Source organism: Geoalkalibacter ferrihydriticus DSM 17813, assembly GCF_000820505.1.
GTDB lineage: Bacteria > Desulfobacterota > Desulfuromonadia > Desulfuromonadales > Geoalkalibacteraceae > Geoalkalibacter > Geoalkalibacter ferrihydriticus.
On record NZ_JWJD01000007.1, the window covers coordinates 121,062 to 136,673 of the forward strand.

Below are 15,612 nucleotides of genomic sequence, written 5' to 3' on the forward strand. Positions count from 1 at the left end.
TTTAAAAAAGTTCATTTTTTATCTCCGCTGTAACTCTATCAGCTGCAACGGGCAATCGCGCCGCAAGCTGCGGCATTGCTGGCGGTAAAAACTCGCCTGTGGCTCAAACATTCACCGCGGCACTCAACCGTCGCGGCCTGCGTTGCGTGCTGAACTGTTACGCTCCGTTTATCTCAGCTGTTTTCCGGGGGTGTTATGAAAATCATTAGCGATGTTGCTTCCTCAGATGCCGATCTTCAAACCGCGCTCATTCAGATCGAGGCGGTGTTGGGCTGTCTTGAAAAATTCGCACCTTCGGAAAAGTCCGCCTACCTTGTGAATCTTGCCAGTGCCCTGCAAGCACACACCCCCCATTCCTACTATCTGCACTCGGCGCCTGAACAGGTTGCCGCCTGGATCACCGAAGTCTTCGAATTTATGGATGCACGCCGCGATGATGTCGCCCTGCGTATGGTCAGGGGGACTCGTAGCGGTCGTTGGTATCTCCTGACGAATACTCCTGATGCGCCCTATCTGCTTGATTCTTTGCAAGCCCTGCTCTATCGCGAGAGTGTACGGTTTCAGGTGATCGCTCATCCGATCCTGCGTATCCGCCGGCAAAAAGGACAAATCGTTGAAGTTGGCGGCTCTTTGGAAAAAGGTCCGTGCGAATCCTTGATTCTGATGGAATTGCAGGGATTTCAGGACAGCCGGCAGCGTCGCATCGAAGGTGAAATCGCCGAGGTGCTCTCCAGTGTGTTGCAGGTTCATGCACATCAACGAAAAATGTCCGCACGACTGCATCATCTTGAAAAATTGCCCGGAGAGGCGAACAATCGTGAATTCTGGCACTGGTTGCAGAACGATAACTTTCTGCCCTTCGGCTATCGCTGCTGGCAGGTAGCGCAACTTGAAGGCGCAACTCAGGTAAGCCTGGTGGAAGAACCCTTGGGGATTTTTCCCAACCTGCCTGAAATGAAGGTGGGCGAGACTCTACCCCTGGCCCGTTTCTGCGGCGAGATGCATCGTCGTATCCTGCGCTCCGACCAGGTTGTCGCCGAGGAAACAGAAGTCATAAGTCCGGTATTTCGTGGTGAGCGACTGCGCTACCTTGGCTGGCGAGAGATGCTTGATGACGGCAGGTGGCGCGAACATGCTTTCAGCGGTCTTTTTTCGCAAAAATTTCTGGAGGAACCAACCTACTCCATTGCCCCGCTGCGCCGCAAAATTGAAAGCGCCCTGAGCGACCTGGGTATCCCGAAAGGATGCCATGACTACAATAAGACCATTGAAATATTCAATACATTCCCCAAAATCGAAATGTTTTTTCTGGAGTCCGCGGAATTGCGCAACATGGTGCGATCTTTTACCTTCCTTTATCGCCAGGGCGGGGTCAAGGTGGTGGTTGCTCCGAGCCTGTCCGTGCACGGTGCGACCCTGTTGCTGATCCTTCCACGCGAATTCTATGATCCTGAACATTTTGATCGGCTTGAGGCATACATCCGGCGCTTTTTCCGCGCCGAGGAGGCCAAGGCGCGCATCATCCATTTTTCTGCGGAATATTTGAGCCTGCATGTGACCGTGACGCCGGTGGAGCCTGGGGTGCGCATCGACGTGCGCCGTCTGGAAAATGGGCTCACCGAAATTGCCCGTCCCTGGGAAATGAAGTTGCGCGTTTTGCTGGAAAGGCGTTTCGGTGAAGAAGTGGGCGATGAACTCTACAAGCGTTACGCCGAGGGATTCAGCAGCGAATATCGTGCCCTGAGCCACCCGCGTTTTGCATTACGCGATATTCAGGGAATGGAAGCCGTGCGCCGTGACGGAGGGGAATTTTTCAGCCTCTGGGGTCCTTTTCACAATGCCGAGGAATATTTCCGCCTGCAGTTTTACAGCCGCCGCGAAACGTACCTCAACGATTTGATTCCACTACTTGAAAACCTGCATCTGTCGGTTATTGAAGAACTGGATTTCGTGTTGAAGCAGGGCGAAGAAACCTGCTACATCAAGAGCTTTGCCATCCGCAACGCCGACCCCGATGCCCTGCCCCTGGCCGAAGTTCGTGAAAAGCTGCTGGAAATTCTGACTGTTCTGCGTCTTGGCGGGGTGGAAAACGACAATCTCAATCGATTGCTGGTGCTGACCGGCCTGGGCTGGAAAGAGATCGATGTTTTTCGTGGCTATCGCAACTATTACCAGCAACTGGGTGCTCCCTTCACCAAACGCCGCGTCGCTTTTGCCCTGATGCATAATCCCCGGGTTGCCCGGCTGCTGTTTGACTATTTCGACGCGCGTTTCCAGCCGCGTGACGAGTGGCAGGATCAGTCCGTGCGCGAGGAGCAGGCCCTATCGCCCCTGCGCATGGAATTGGCCCTGGCCCTGGAAGACGTCGCGGATATCAACGAAGATCGCATCCTGCGCACTCTGTTCAATCTCATCGATTCCACTGTGCGCACCAATTTTTATCAGAGAAACACCGGCCCTGACTATTTTTTCGCGTTCAAGATCAGCGCCATAGGTATCATCGAGATGCCGGCGCCACGGCCCTTGTTTGAAATTTATGTGCATGCCGCAGATATGGAAGGCATTCATTTGCGTGGCGGCCGGGTGGCCCGCGGCGGCATTCGCTGGTCGGATCGTCCCGATGATTTTCGCACTGAAGTTCTGGGTTTGATGAAAACCCAGATGACCAAAAACGCGGTCATTGTTCCCGTCGGAAGCAAGGGCGGCTTTATCGTGCAAACACCTTTCACCACGCGCGAGCAGGGTGCCGAGCTCTCGCGTGCCGCTTATATGACCCTGATGCGGGGTTTGCTCGATCTGACCGATAATCGCATCGCTGGAAAAATCATCCGTTCTCCCGAGGTGGTGGCGTATGATGAACAGGATCCGTATATGGTGGTTGCGGCCGACAAAGGCACCGCTCATCTGCCGGATACCGCCAACGCCATCGCCCGCGAGTACGGATTCTGGCTCGATGATGCTTTTGCCAGCGGCGGCTCAAAAGGATATGACCACAAGGCGCTCGGCATCACCGCTCGCGGCGCCTGGGAATGCGTGAAACGTCATTTTCGCGAACTCGGCAAGGATATTCAGACCGAGCCCTTTACGGTGGTGGGCATCGGCGACATGAGTGGTGACGTTTTCGGCAACGGGATGCTGCTGTCACGCAAAATCCGCCTGGTTGCGGCCTTTGATCATCGCCATATCTTTATTGACCCTGATCCGGAACCGGAAACGTCCTGGCGTGAACGTGAGCGTCTGTTCCGCCTGCCGCGCTCCTCGTGGGAGGATTATGACCCTGCGGTGATCTCCGAAGGCGGCGGCGTTTTTTCCCGCCAGGCCAAGGACATTCCCCTTTCGCCCCAGGTACGCAGCCTCCTCGGAGTGCGCCACGGGTCCATGGATGGACAGGGTCTGGTGCGCGCGATTCTTCAGGCCGAGGCCGATCTGCTGTGGAATGGGGGCATCGGCACCTACGTCAAGGCTTCCAGCGAGAAACATGAGGATGTCGGTGATCGCGGCAATGACGGGGTACGCATCGACGCCGGCCAATTGCGGGTGAGAGTGGTGGGCGAGGGCGGCAACCTCGGCCTGACGCAGAGGGCGCGTATCGAGTTCGCCCTGGGCGGCGGGGCCATCAACACCGATGCCATAGACAACTCGGCGGGGGTGGATTGTTCCGACCATGAGGTCAACCTCAAAATTTTCATGCAATATCTCGCCGAACAGCAGGTCCTGGCCGATGTTGAAGAACGTGATCGCCTGTTGCTGGAAGTCTCTGACGAAGTTTGTGCTGCGGTGCTGCACAATAATTACACTCAGAGCCTCGCCGTTTCCCTTGATCTGCGTCGCTGCCGCGCCGAAAACGCACCTTTTGTCGACCTCGCCGAGCGTCTGGTCAATGCCGGCCTGCTGGATCGGGCCGGTGAGTTTTTGCCATCCTCCAAAGAGCTGCTTGCTCGTGCCGACAAATCACTGACTCGGCCGGAGTTGGCGGTTCTTCTGGCGTACAGCAAGATGCAGATGTTTCAGGTCGTCCTCGACAAGGGACTGCCCAAAGGGGAGAAGATCCGAGAGTTTCTTGCCGGCTACTTTCCGGCCCCCATCCGTGACCGTTTCAGGGAGCATCTCGATGGACATCCCCTGGCGCGCGAAATCACGGCGACCCTCATCACCAACACCCTGGTCGACCTGGGAGGTTGTGCCTTCATTCAGCGCCTGGGGCGTCGCTCAGGCCGCTCCTTGGCGGACTGCCTCAGTGTGCAGTTCTTTTTCGACCAGGCTTTTGAGGGCCCGGCTCTACGCCTGGAGCTCTTTGCCCTGGACAATCGCCTGCCGGCTGAGCACCAGTATGACATTCTTTTGAATTACACAGAGGTTCTGCAGGAAGTCTGCTTGTGGGCACTTCAGCAGGAGGTGCCGACCGAACTCAACCAGGCTTCCGTCAGCGAATGGCAGGAACATATCTCTGAATTTGTCAACATGCTGGCCGGAGTTGTCCCCGCCGCCGAATGGCAAAGTTGCCGGGACGAGATCTCCGATTTGGAAGAAAAGGGCCTCTCCCGGCAGTTCGCTCGCCAGGTGGCGACTCTTCACTATCTCAGCGATCTGCTGCCGCTTGTGCCCCTCAGTGAAGATACCGGACAGGATCTGCATACCATCGTCTGCACCTATCGTGACCTCGGCGCCCATCTCGAGATTGCCACTATGCGTGAAGCGGCCTTGCGCGTACCCGTTCGCGACCGCTGGGACCGCATGGCCTATGAAACCTTTACCCAGGATTTAAATTCCATTCACTATAATCTGACCGGCGGCGTGCTCAGAGAAGCCGATGGAAACGTGGAGCAATATCTCTCCTCACGGCGTAAAAAAGTTCGCAATCTGCTGACCCTTTTAAAGCAGGTTCAGGGCAGGGATCCCGCCAACTTCCACCCCTTCACGGTCTTGGGGCGTGCCCTGAATGCGCTCATCTAACCGCAGCAGCACGGCCTGGTGCATCGAAGATGGGCGCGAAGCCGGACAAAAACTGCCGAACATCCTCAGTTTGGGGTTCGGCGGTAGCACAACCCCGAATCTGCCGTGAATTCACAGTCTTTCTGTGCGACCTCTTCGAGCTCGATCAGGGAGAAGGATTCTGCTGGGATATCCTTGAGGGCCTCCAGAATCTCATCGCGGCTCAGCTTGGGATCAAAGACGAACAGTCCCTGGGTGCTGTCCTTAATCTCCAACCTTTGCCCGATTTCGGATGACCAGGTCGGGCGCCAATGGATCGGGTCTTTGATCAATAATCCATTCATGGGAAACCTCCTTGTTTTTCCGTCTTTGCCTTGTCAAAATAAAACGTAACTGTTCAGCATGCACCGCAGGGTACGGCGGCAGCGCGTGCGGCAAAAACTCACCTGCGGCTCAAACATTAGCCGCAGCACTCAACCGCCGCACCCTGCGGTACTTTCGGACGTTGCCGCTTTTAGTTACAATAAAACGTTTCAGCCGCAACGTCCAATTGTGCTGCGGCCTGCGGCGCACACAGAACAGCTACTTTGCCACTTAAATATTATCGCCTGACGCCGTGCTTGCAATGCGGACACAACCTGTAACGCCTGTTTACAAAAGAAAGAGGACTTTTCAATGGAAAAACGTCGACTTGGACCCTGTGTCACCTTCTTTCCGCAGCCGACGACTCTCATCGCGACCCGTGATGAAGAAGGCGCGGTAAATTTGATGACGGCCTCCTGGGTGGGGATCGTCAGCAAAACCCCTCCGACCATGGCCGTTGCCTTGCATCAGAGTCGCAAATCCTATCAGAACCTTAAACAGGGAGTAGGGGCTTTCACCGTGAATGTGGTTCCCGCCGGCCTGGCGATGGAAGCCGATTTCTGCGGTCTCAAATCCGGCAGCGAAGTTGATAAAGTGGCCCACGCCGGTTTGGGCCTGGAACCCGCTGCGCAGGTGGCCGTGCCCTTGGTGGCCGAATCCCCGTTGAACGTCGAATGCCGCGTCGTGGGTGAGCAGCAGCTTGGAGAGTATTGCCTGGTGTTGGGCGAAATTCTCGAAATCCACGCAGCGGATGCTGCGTTTGACGATTCCGGCAATATGGACGCTCGCGTCTTCGACCCCCTGGTTTATCTCGGCGGCATCAGGGAATACTGGAGTTTGGGTGAAAAAGCGGGCCGGGCTTATCGCGACGGAACACGGCTGTTTCCTGAGGATGCCAAGGGTCAATGAAGCTGAGCTTATGAAGCATTATTATGTTTACGGAATCCCTGTCCCTGTGAAAAAATACTGGACCATGTCGCGCAACCTGTGATAAACGGGAGAACATCTTTTTGATTATGGTCGGAAGGCCCGGAACCCGTACCGGAGCTGACACCGATTTGCCGGACCCGTTAAAGAAAACAGGACAATGCCGCCTGGATCCGTAAGGACCGGGACGGAAGGCCAAAAGAACCCCTGCCGAGGGCCTTGCCCAACGGCCGAATTCTGCCTTTCGATCCCGCTATCGAAGGGCTTTTTTTTTGTAACTATTCAATCGCATTGCCTACCGCGCCGCACCCTGCGGTGCATGCTGAACAGTTACTTTTATTTTCGGTACCGCGTCTGTTCCGAGAGGGGCGTGAGAGTGAAAAAACGCAAGACCATACTCGATATCCGCAAGATGAAGGGCGACGGGCAGAAAATTTCTGTTCTGACCGCCTATGATTATCCTCTGGCGCGCATCCTGGACGAGGCCGGTATCGATCTGATCCTGGTCGGCGATTCGGTTGCGACGGTCGTTTCCGGATACGACACCACTTTGCCGGTAACCCTCGACGAGATGATCTACCACACCCGCGCTGTGGTGCGCGGTTCACAACAGGCGCTGGTGGTGGCCGACCTGCCGTTTCTCTCCTACCAGGTCGACCTGCGTGATGCACGCCTCAGTGCCGGCCGCCTGATCAAGGAAGGCGGCGCTCAGGCGGTCAAACTTGAGGGGGGCGAAAATGTCGCCGAAACGATCGCCGCCATTACGGCCATGGATATTCCCGTTATGGGACATATCGGACTGACGCCTCAGTCGATTCATCGCATGGGCGGCTACCGTGTGCAAGGGCGCCGGGAAGAACAGGCCCAGCAGTTGCTTGCCGATGCTCGCGCGGTTGAGGCTGCCGGTGCTTTTGCCTTGGTGCTTGAAGGAATTCCACGCTACCTTGCACGTGAAATTACCCACGCGGTATCCATCCCAACCATAGGCATTGGTGCCGGTGTCTATTGTGACGGTCAGGTTCTTGTCATCCACGACATACTCGGCTTGTGTGAAAAATACTCTCCCAAATTCGTTAAAAAATATGCCGACGTGTCCACCGTTATCCGCGAAGGTGTGGATGCTTACATCCGTGACGTGAAAGAAGGGGTGTTCCCGACAGCGGAACATTCCTTCGACTGAGGTTTTAAAGACGGATTTCATGGAAATCATTACCGACATTGCACAGATGCAACAGCTCTGCCTAACGTCCAGGCAGCAGGGCCTGCGTATTGCCTTTGTGCCGACCATGGGCTACCTGCACGAAGGCCACCTTTCCCTGTTGCGAGCGGCACGGGCCACGGGCGATATTCTGGTGCTGAGCATTTTTGTCAACCCCGCTCAGTTCGGAGCAGGCGAGGATTTCGACAGCTATCCGCGCGACCTTTCCCGCGATGCCGAACTGGCGCGCGCCTCAGGTACCAACTGGCTGTTCGCGCCCCCGGTCGGCGCTATGTATCCGCAGGGGTATGGCACCTGGGTCAATGTTGAGGGAATCACGTCCACTCTGTGCGGTGCCAGCCGTCCCGGTCATTTTCAGGGAGTCACCACGGTGGTGTGCAAGCTTATCAACATTGTCCAACCCCATGTGGCCTTTTTCGGACGCAAGGACTTTCAGCAACTCGCCGTTATTCGTCGGATGAGCACCGATCTGAATCTGCCGGTGGAGGTGCGGGGGCTGCCCATCGTGCGCGAGGCCGACGGCTTGGCCATGAGCTCGCGCAATGTCAATCTTTCGCCCGCGCAACGGCAACAGGCACTGGCCCTTTACGCTGCGATCCGCGCGGCGAGTTCGATGGTGCGTGGCGGCGAGCGCGACAGCCTGAGGGTGATACAAGCGGTACGCAAGAGAATTGAACAAGAACCTGAAGCGGCGATCGACTATGTCCAGATCTGCCATGAGCAAACCCTGGCAGACTGCGATGTCGTCCATCGGCATGCCGTTCTGCTGCTGGCGGTCAGAATCGGAGCAACCCGTCTGATCGACAACCATCATCTGGGAGAGGAGATTCCAGAATCATGACGAGAAAAATGCTGAAGTCCAAAATCCATCGCGCCACGGTCACTGGTGCCGACCTGCATTACGAAGGTTCCATCACCATCGATCGCGATCTGATGGAACAATCCGACATTAAGCCTTATGAGGCCGTCGACATCTGGAACGTTACCTACGGCACGCGATTTCAGACGTATGCCATTGAAGGCCAACCCGGCAGCGGCACTATCTGCATCAACGGCGCCGCGGCGCGTCTGGTGTCCCGCGGCGATCTGGTGATCATTGCCAGCTGGCTCGACATTCCTGAAGCGCAGGTGGCTGCCCATGAGCCTAAACTGGTTTTTGTCGACGAGAAAAACCGCTCGACTTCGCAGACTGTCGAAACCGGCGGGCAGGCGGATCTGAAAAAGGCCATCTAGAACCGCCTGTGATGACTCTTTATCGAGCACGCTACCTGGTTCCCATTACCCGTGAGCCCATCGAAGATGGTGCTTTGGTGGCCAGGGGCGGAAAAATCGTCGCCTATGGATCTGCCAAAGACATGGCCGCGGCCCACCCTCGGGCCGCGGTTGTTGATTTCGGCGATGATAGTTTGTTGCTGCCGGCTTTGGTCAATGCCCACACCCATCTGGAATTGACGCATTTCCCCGACTGGTTTCGGCAGCAGGGTGAAACAGAAAAATCCGGCGATTTCATTGACTGGATACTTCAGGTCATTCGCGTCAAGCGGGCGATTTCCCAAGAGCGGCTGGGAGCTTCTCTGCGTGATGGGATTCGTTCCTGTCTGGAGGCGGGCACGGGCGCCGTCGGCGATGTCCTCTCCTGGTTGCCGGGGCGCGAATTTTTTCGCAATGCTCCTCTTTTCGGGCGGCTCTACCTCGAAACCCTCGGTCTGGACCCCGGTCGCAACCGGCAGATGCTGAAGGTTCTCGGCCGAGTCAGTGATGAGTGCCTGGCAGGACGTTTGCGATTGGGGCTTGCGCCCCATTCTCCATACAATCTCAGCAGTCAATATCTCGAAGATATTTTCGAATATGCTCGTCGGCATCGACTGCCGCTGACGACTCATGTGGCCGAATCCCCTGCCGAAGTTCGATTTTTGCAAGATTCTTCCGGGCCCATAGCCGAGCGACTCTATCCCTTTGTCGGCTGGGAGGATATGTTGCCGCCTCCCAGCAAGCACCGGCCCATACCCTACTTGTCCGCACGGGGCGGTCTGGTGGCGGACAACCTGCTCGTGCACGGAGTTCATGTTGAGCCCGCGGACTGTGCCGCCATAGCGCGCGCCGGCGCCTCGGTAGTTCTCTGCCCACGCTCCAACCAGCGTCTCGGGGTTGGCCTGGCAGCCGTTGCCGAATATGTGGCCGCAGGCGTCAATCTCGCCCTGGGCACCGACAGCCTCGCCAGTAATGAGTCCTTGTCGCTGTGGGACGAGCTGGCCTTTGCCCGGCAGGCCTTTGGCGATGCGCTCAGCCCCAGGGATCTCCTCGCCATGGCAACCTGCAACGGTGCTCGTGCTTTAGGATTGGGCGCTGAAATGGGCAGTTTCGCGCCGCGTCTGGGCGCCCATTTTCAAGTGCTGCACATGGAGACGATCCCAGCTCCCGGCGAATTGTTTGACTATCTTGTTGCACCCGGGCGCACCGAGGATGTCAAGGCTTTGTTTCTCGCCGGCCGCGATGTTCACTTTGCTCTTGACTCAGGGCACGAAGTTTGTTAGAAAACCCTTCCATTTTGGGGCGTCGCCAAGCGGTAAGGCATTGGACTCTGACTCCAACATTCCGAGGTTCGAATCCTCGCGCCCCAGCCAATTAAAATAAACGGGTCACTCGAATGAGCCCCGTCAGGATTCGCGCCTTTCCGAGGAAGGGCACCCAGGTGGGGCTTCGGCTCCACCTTTTCTTTTGCTGATTTTCCGCACAAAGTCCGAGATCCCCGACGAATTATTTATTGTCCCATCAAAGGGACGGATTTTTCTTTAATTCGTCCCGGCGCGTTTCCCACCATCGCTGAACCTCTGCAAATGCTCCATCCTAGGGGAATTTTACCGCTGTTGACCTTTGCCTGCACCCGGTGTAAAAAGGGCAACCAGGGGGCGCCATGAAGGATACGCGGGCTTTTATCTATTCAAGCCGTTTTGGCGATTACACCTACGGTGAAGCGCATCCGTTCAAACTTCTGCGCTATCGGCTGACCTTCGAGTTGATCAACGAGCTTGGTCTTTTGAGCAATCCGGCCACGCGCGTGCTGGAGGCAGCCCAGGCCGAAGAGGCAGATCTTGCGCGCTTTCATCGCCGGGATTATCTCGCCGTTCTGCGTGAATTCAGTGCCGCCGAAACGCCCCGCGCGAATTTTCTTTTCGGGCTGGGAGATTTGGAAAATCCTGTATTCCCCGGGGTCTATGATTGGGCGCGCCTGGTGTGCGGCGGAACTCTTGATGCGGCCCGTCTGGTTGCCGATGGCGGTTGCCGGATTGCATTTCACATGGCCGGGGGCTGGCATCATGCACAGGCTTCTCGGGCCTCGGGATTCAGTTACCTCAACGATGCCGTAATCGCCATCCACGCTCTGCTCGAAAGGGGATTGCGGGTCGCCTATGTGGATCTTGACGCTCACCATGGCGATGGAGTTCAGGAGGCTTTCTACGACAACGACCAGGTGCTCACCATCTCGTTGCACGAAACCGGCGACGACTTTTTTCCCCACACCGGCTATGTCGATGAACTCGGCTGCGGGTGCGGTTATGGGTACAGCGTCAATGTCCCCTTGTCCCGGCATTGCGATGATCGTCTTTTTCTGCGCGCCTTCAACCACATCGTTCCACCGCTCCTCTCAAAATTCGCTCCCGATGTTCTCCTTACCCAGATGGGCGTTGATGGTTTGCGTACCGACCCTCTGACGCGTCTGGAACTTACTACTGCCGCTTATGAATCCTGCGCCCGCTGGTTTCGAGATAGCCATTTGCCCTGGGTTGTGCTGGGTGGCGGTGGTTACCACAAGATTAATGTTGCTCGCACCTGGACCCTGCTTTGGGGTATTATTCAGGGGGTGGAACTGCCGGATTTTTTGCCGAAGGTTTTTTGCGGGACAATTTCCGCTCTGGGTTTTCCTGATTATCGATTGCGCGATTTGCCCCATCAGGCTCAATCCGATGATTTCAGTCGTGCAGAGCAGGCTTTGGATGCAAACCTGGAGTATCTTGACCGGCACCTGTTTCCCCTCCACGGAATCGGGCCATGAACCTAAAGGAGGCACCAAGTGCACGCCTTCTCGATCCCCAGGGGGTGCCGCTGTGCTCCTTGGTTGAGATCAATCGCCTGGCCCCTGTCATTAAGGAAGAGCTTTATCGCCGGCTCGTGCCGCGCCGGATTTTTACCGATTATGCCATCGATCCGGGCAGCCTGCGTTGTCCCGATGGGCAGCGCGCCGTCACCTTTATCTGTCCCGAAGGGCTCGGCCTGGTGCGGATCGAGGTCCGTCCGCGTCGCCGGAAACGGGACTGTTTATTCTTCGTGGAGGTGGCCGACACGCCTTATGGCCAGATCGAACTCTCCCTCTGTCTGATCAACGACCTCGACGCGCCACGCTATAACGTCGATGTCGATGAGCTGGGCCGCGACAACTGTTTCGGCACCTTGCGACGCAATCGCGGCGAAGAACTGCGGGCCATGTCCGCCGGACTCGCTCCCAATCAGGTGCGTCGTGGATTGCAGATGTTTTCCCAGTTTTTTGAACAATTTGAAAAGTTTGTCGCAGCTCTCGGCATTTCAGTTATCATTGCTGAACCTTTGAGTTATGATAACGCCGTGCGTTACGAAGGTTATGGATTCGATTACCTCAGCGGCAAAAAACTCATGCTGTGGATCAATGAAGAATTTCAGCCTGGGGGACTCCTGTTTCAGCGTCTCAACGGAGAATCCCCTTTCCGTCGACCCGGCATGGAAAAAACCGTGCGGGGGCGCAGTTGGGCCATTCATGACGGCATCCTTGGACGCCCCTGGGATGGCGTGAAAATTTATAAGACTGTTGGACAACATGCGGGAGTCAATACATTTTCCCAGCGCCTTGGCTGAACGAATGCTTGGAGAAAATTAAGGTTTGTGCTATGAATAATCACATGTCTGCCAGCGAATCCCTTTCCCCACAGTATTATCGCCTCTGGACGCCTCCGTCGGGAACCACGGTCGCCGTGGGTTCCGAACGCACGCCCATGGCTTTGCCGCAAATTCCACTGCCCTTGCACAGGCAGGGCGAGGACCTTTCCCCGCCGGATGACGATGCTATCGGTCAGGGCGTTTTCGACTACCTGCGCGAGTTTCCCGATTGTCCGCACAATCAGGCTTATGCCGAATTGTTGCGTGACGCCTATCCTCACTACATTGCGGAAATCGGCAGCCAGATCGCCATGCTTGATGCCCGGGAGGTCGATCCGCCCTACATCAGACGCAAAATCACCCTGCTTCGCATACTGCTGCTTCTTGATCCGAACAACGCCGGATTGTCCATGCAGTTAGGCATGGCCTATTATCATGTAGGTATGATGTTTTCCGAACTGCGCACCTGCCGTTTCGATCTGCTCACGGCGCTGGCTTACCTGCAAAAAGCCTTGAGCCTTTCGGCGCGCAATCCATCGATATATAATTATCTTGGGCAAATCGATTTTTACTTAGGCGATTATCCCGGTGCGGTCCGTCATTGGCGCGGCATTCACGACCAACTGCCCGATGGGCCCGCCAAGCAGGAGTTGGCTCGCCGCATTGCCGACATCGACCGCGGCGAGGTTCCCGATCACCCGCTGGCCGAGAACTTTGAAAAAATCGGCGAGGCGTTGGCGGCTTTCCGTGAAGGCTTCATCGATGCCGCGCGGCGGGAGATGGAAACTCTTGCCGCTGACGAGCAATTTCTGGCGATATATCAGGCGCCGGAATTCTACCACTTCCTGGGACTGTGCCGAGAGCGTTGTGAGGATTCTCAGGGAGCTATTGCCGCCTTTGCTGAAGCTTTGGGCATTGATGAAGATTTTGCGCCGGCCCGAGAGGCTTTTGAACGTGTGCATGCGCAGAGCTAAGGTCGTCATGGGGTTTTCGCGGTTTGTCGCCGGGGTGGTTATTGCCTTGGGTCTCCTTGTTGGCGGCGCCGGCGTCGCGCTGAGTGCCGTTGAAGAAGACGACAGGATTTTCACTCTCTGGCCTCTCCTTGATTATCGCAGCTCGCCCCAGGTCGATTATGCGAGCCTGCGCGTGCTGGGGCCCCTGTTCAAGTATGAGCGCAAAGGCCCGGAGGTGGAATATGGCCTGCGCCCGCTATTTTTCCGTGCCCAGGATCGCGACAGCGGTCTGCGGATTAGTGAGTACCTCTACCCCGTTGCCTCCAGTCGGCACGAGGACGAGCAAAGCTATTTTCAGTTTCTGCGACTCTACGAAACGGACTTAGATCGCCGTGAGCAGGGCCGCGGCGATCAATTTACTTTGTTTCCTTTTTTGTTTTACGGGGAAGATGAAGAGCGTGGGAAGTATTTCGCTTTTTTCCCCATCGGTGGTAAAATTTATAACCGATTTTGGCGCGATGAAATTCGTTTCACGTTGTTTCCCCTTTACGGTTATACACAGAAGGACGGTACGGAAATCACCAACATTCTGTGGCCCATATATGCACGTATCGAGGGCAAAAATGAAACCGGCGTTAAATTCTGGCCCCTCTATGGACGATCCGAAAAAGAAGGGGTTTATCGCAAACGCTTTGCGATCTGGCCGTTTTATTTCAATGAGCACCTGGGACTGGATGGCGAAAATCCGCGCCATCGGCGCGGCGTTTTCCCTTTTTATCTGGCGCAAGATTCGCCCGTGCGTTCTCAAAAGACCTGGTTGTGGCCTTTTTTTAGTCACATCGTCGACCAAGAGCGTGATTACGAAGAATGGAACCTGCCCTGGCCGCTGGTGCGGCATGCGCAAGGCAGCTACAAAGAATCGCGCAAATTTCTCCCGTTTTATTCCTACGAACGCACCGGAGTCCTGGAGCGCCGCTGGGTAGTTTGGCCGATCTATCTGCACAGCCGCCTGACCACTGAAGATCTGGTGCGGGAACGCGGTCGCGTGTTGTTCTTTCTCTTCTCCAACCTTGAGGAGCGGCTGATTTTGGAAGATGAGCAGGATTATACGCGACTGAAAAGGGTGGCGCTCTGGCCCTTGTTCAATTATGAGCGCCGCATGGGTGTCTCGCATTTTTCCACGCTGGCGCTACTTGAACCGTTTTTTCCCGACCATGACAGTATTCGCCGCAACTGGTCGCCTCTCTGGTCTGTGTATCAGAGCAAATGGGATACTCACGGCAATCAGATCTCCTCGCTTCTATGGAATCTCTACTGGAAAGAGCGCCGCGGCGAAGATCTCGCCTACGAGTTGTTTCCTCTGGTCAGCTATCAGGGCGCTGGGGGGGCGATGAAGGAGTTTAAGCTGCTCAAAGGTCTGGTGCATGTTATCCGCGAAGAAGATGGCGGACGATTCTCTCTGTTTTATCTGCCCTGGGGATTTTCCTGGGGCCGGCAGGCGCAATGACCATGATCGGACGATTTCTTGAATTCATCGGCGGGAAAATTCTTTCCATCGCCCAGACCACCGGGGAGATGTTAAGGCTTCTGGTGCAGACCTTTTATTATTTCAAGGAAGCGCCGCGTAACCTGCCTGCCATTTTTCGCCAGATGAGCGATATCGGCATCGATACCCTGCCCATCGCGACGCTTATGGCCTTCTTTGTCGGCATGGTTCTCGCCCTGCAGACGGGCACTCAGCTTGCGACTTTCGGGACTCAGAACGTTATCGGTGCCATCGTCGGGCTCTCCATGGTCAAGGAATTGGGGCCGGTCATGACCAGCATCCTGGTGGCCGGTCGCGTCGGATCGTCCATGGCCGCTGAAATTGGGGCGATGAAGGTTTACGAAGAGATCGACGCTCTCAAGACTCTGGAAATCAATCCGGTGCGCTATCTGGCCATGCCGCGCATGATTGCCTGTTTGCTTGCGGTGCCCGCATTGACGGTGTTTTCCATCATCGTTGGGATTTTCGGCGGAGGTTTCATCAGTGCCTTTACCCCGCGCATCAACGTGCCCTTCAATGTTTATTTCGACAATCTGGTTCTGGCCCTGGACTACAGTGAGATTTTCAAAGGGCTCCTTAAGGCCACGGTCTTTGGTGGCATCATCGCCCATGTCGGCTGCTATGTCGGCTTCCAGACCACGGGTGGGGCGCGGGGCATCGGGCATTCTACGACACGGGCAGTGGTCATGAGCTTTTTGCTGATCATGATCGCCAACTATTACCTGACGCGACTCACATTGTAGGATAACAGTCTACTTATGGCC

12 protein-coding genes and 1 tRNA gene are annotated in these 15,612 nt (G+C 56.0%); 12 read left to right on the forward strand and 1 reads right to left on the reverse strand.

Annotation, left to right across the window (positions count from 1 at the left end):
* Positions 1-195: 195 nt before the first annotated feature.
* Positions 196-4,953, forward strand: a complete 4,758-nt coding sequence (locus GFER_RS14605) for an NAD-glutamate dehydrogenase (RefSeq protein ID WP_040100602.1) — start codon at positions 196-198, stop codon at positions 4,951-4,953.
* A 65-nt stretch (positions 4,954-5,018) separates the two neighbouring features.
* Here the strand turns inward: GFER_RS14605 and GFER_RS14610 are convergent, their stop codons facing one another.
* A complete protein-coding gene (locus GFER_RS14610; RefSeq protein WP_040100603.1) occupies positions 5,019-5,276 on the reverse strand; it encodes a hypothetical protein in 258 nt (85 codons plus the stop codon).
* 331 nt (positions 5,277-5,607) lie between these two features.
* Between GFER_RS14610 and GFER_RS14615 the strand changes: the two genes are divergently transcribed.
* From GFER_RS14615 to GFER_RS14665, 11 genes are all read left to right on the forward strand, one after another.
* A complete protein-coding gene (locus GFER_RS14615) occupies positions 5,608-6,204 on the forward strand; it encodes a flavin reductase family protein (RefSeq protein WP_040100604.1) in 597 nt (198 codons plus the stop codon).
* 394 nt (positions 6,205-6,598) lie between these two features.
* Positions 6,599-7,402, forward strand: a complete 804-nt coding sequence (gene panB, locus GFER_RS14620) for a 3-methyl-2-oxobutanoate hydroxymethyltransferase (RefSeq protein ID WP_040100605.1) — start codon at positions 6,599-6,601, stop codon at positions 7,400-7,402.
* 19 nt (positions 7,403-7,421) lie between these two features.
* Positions 7,422-8,282, forward strand: a complete 861-nt coding sequence (panC, locus tag GFER_RS14625) for a pantoate--beta-alanine ligase (RefSeq protein ID WP_040100606.1) — start codon at positions 7,422-7,424, stop codon at positions 8,280-8,282.
* Positions 8,279-8,674: an aspartate 1-decarboxylase gene (gene panD, locus GFER_RS14630; protein ID WP_040100607.1), complete on the forward strand. Its 396-nt coding sequence runs from the start codon at positions 8,279-8,281 to the stop codon at positions 8,672-8,674. The genes panC and panD overlap by 4 nt, the downstream gene beginning before the upstream one ends.
* A gap of 11 nt (positions 8,675-8,685) precedes the next feature.
* The gene (locus tag GFER_RS14635; RefSeq protein WP_052446457.1) at positions 8,686-9,975 is read left to right on the forward strand and encodes an amidohydrolase family protein; all 1,290 of its coding nucleotides are present in this window, start codon (positions 8,686-8,688) and stop codon (positions 9,973-9,975) included.
* Positions 9,976-9,990: 15 nt separating this feature from the next.
* Positions 9,991-10,065, forward strand: a tRNA-Gln gene (locus GFER_RS14640).
* 290 nt (positions 10,066-10,355) lie between these two features.
* A complete protein-coding gene (locus GFER_RS14645) occupies positions 10,356-11,495 on the forward strand; it encodes an acetoin utilization protein AcuC (RefSeq protein WP_040100610.1) in 1,140 nt (379 codons plus the stop codon).
* Positions 11,492-12,328: a hypothetical protein gene (locus GFER_RS14650; protein WP_040100612.1), complete on the forward strand. Its 837-nt coding sequence runs from the start codon at positions 11,492-11,494 to the stop codon at positions 12,326-12,328. Before GFER_RS14645 ends, GFER_RS14650 begins: the two co-directional genes overlap by 4 nt.
* 32 nt (positions 12,329-12,360) lie before the next feature.
* A complete protein-coding gene (locus tag GFER_RS17915; RefSeq protein WP_052446458.1) occupies positions 12,361-13,323 on the forward strand; it encodes a tetratricopeptide repeat protein in 963 nt (320 codons plus the stop codon).
* On the forward strand, positions 13,310-14,809 hold the full coding sequence (locus GFER_RS14660) for a hypothetical protein (protein WP_139172185.1): 1,500 nt from the start codon (positions 13,310-13,312) through the stop codon (positions 14,807-14,809). Before GFER_RS17915 ends, GFER_RS14660 begins: the two co-directional genes overlap by 14 nt.
* A 5-nt stretch (positions 14,810-14,814) precedes the next feature.
* A complete protein-coding gene (locus tag GFER_RS14665; RefSeq protein ID WP_040100727.1) occupies positions 14,815-15,591 on the forward strand; it encodes an MlaE family ABC transporter permease in 777 nt (258 codons plus the stop codon).
* The last annotated feature ends 21 nt before the right edge of the window (positions 15,592-15,612 follow it).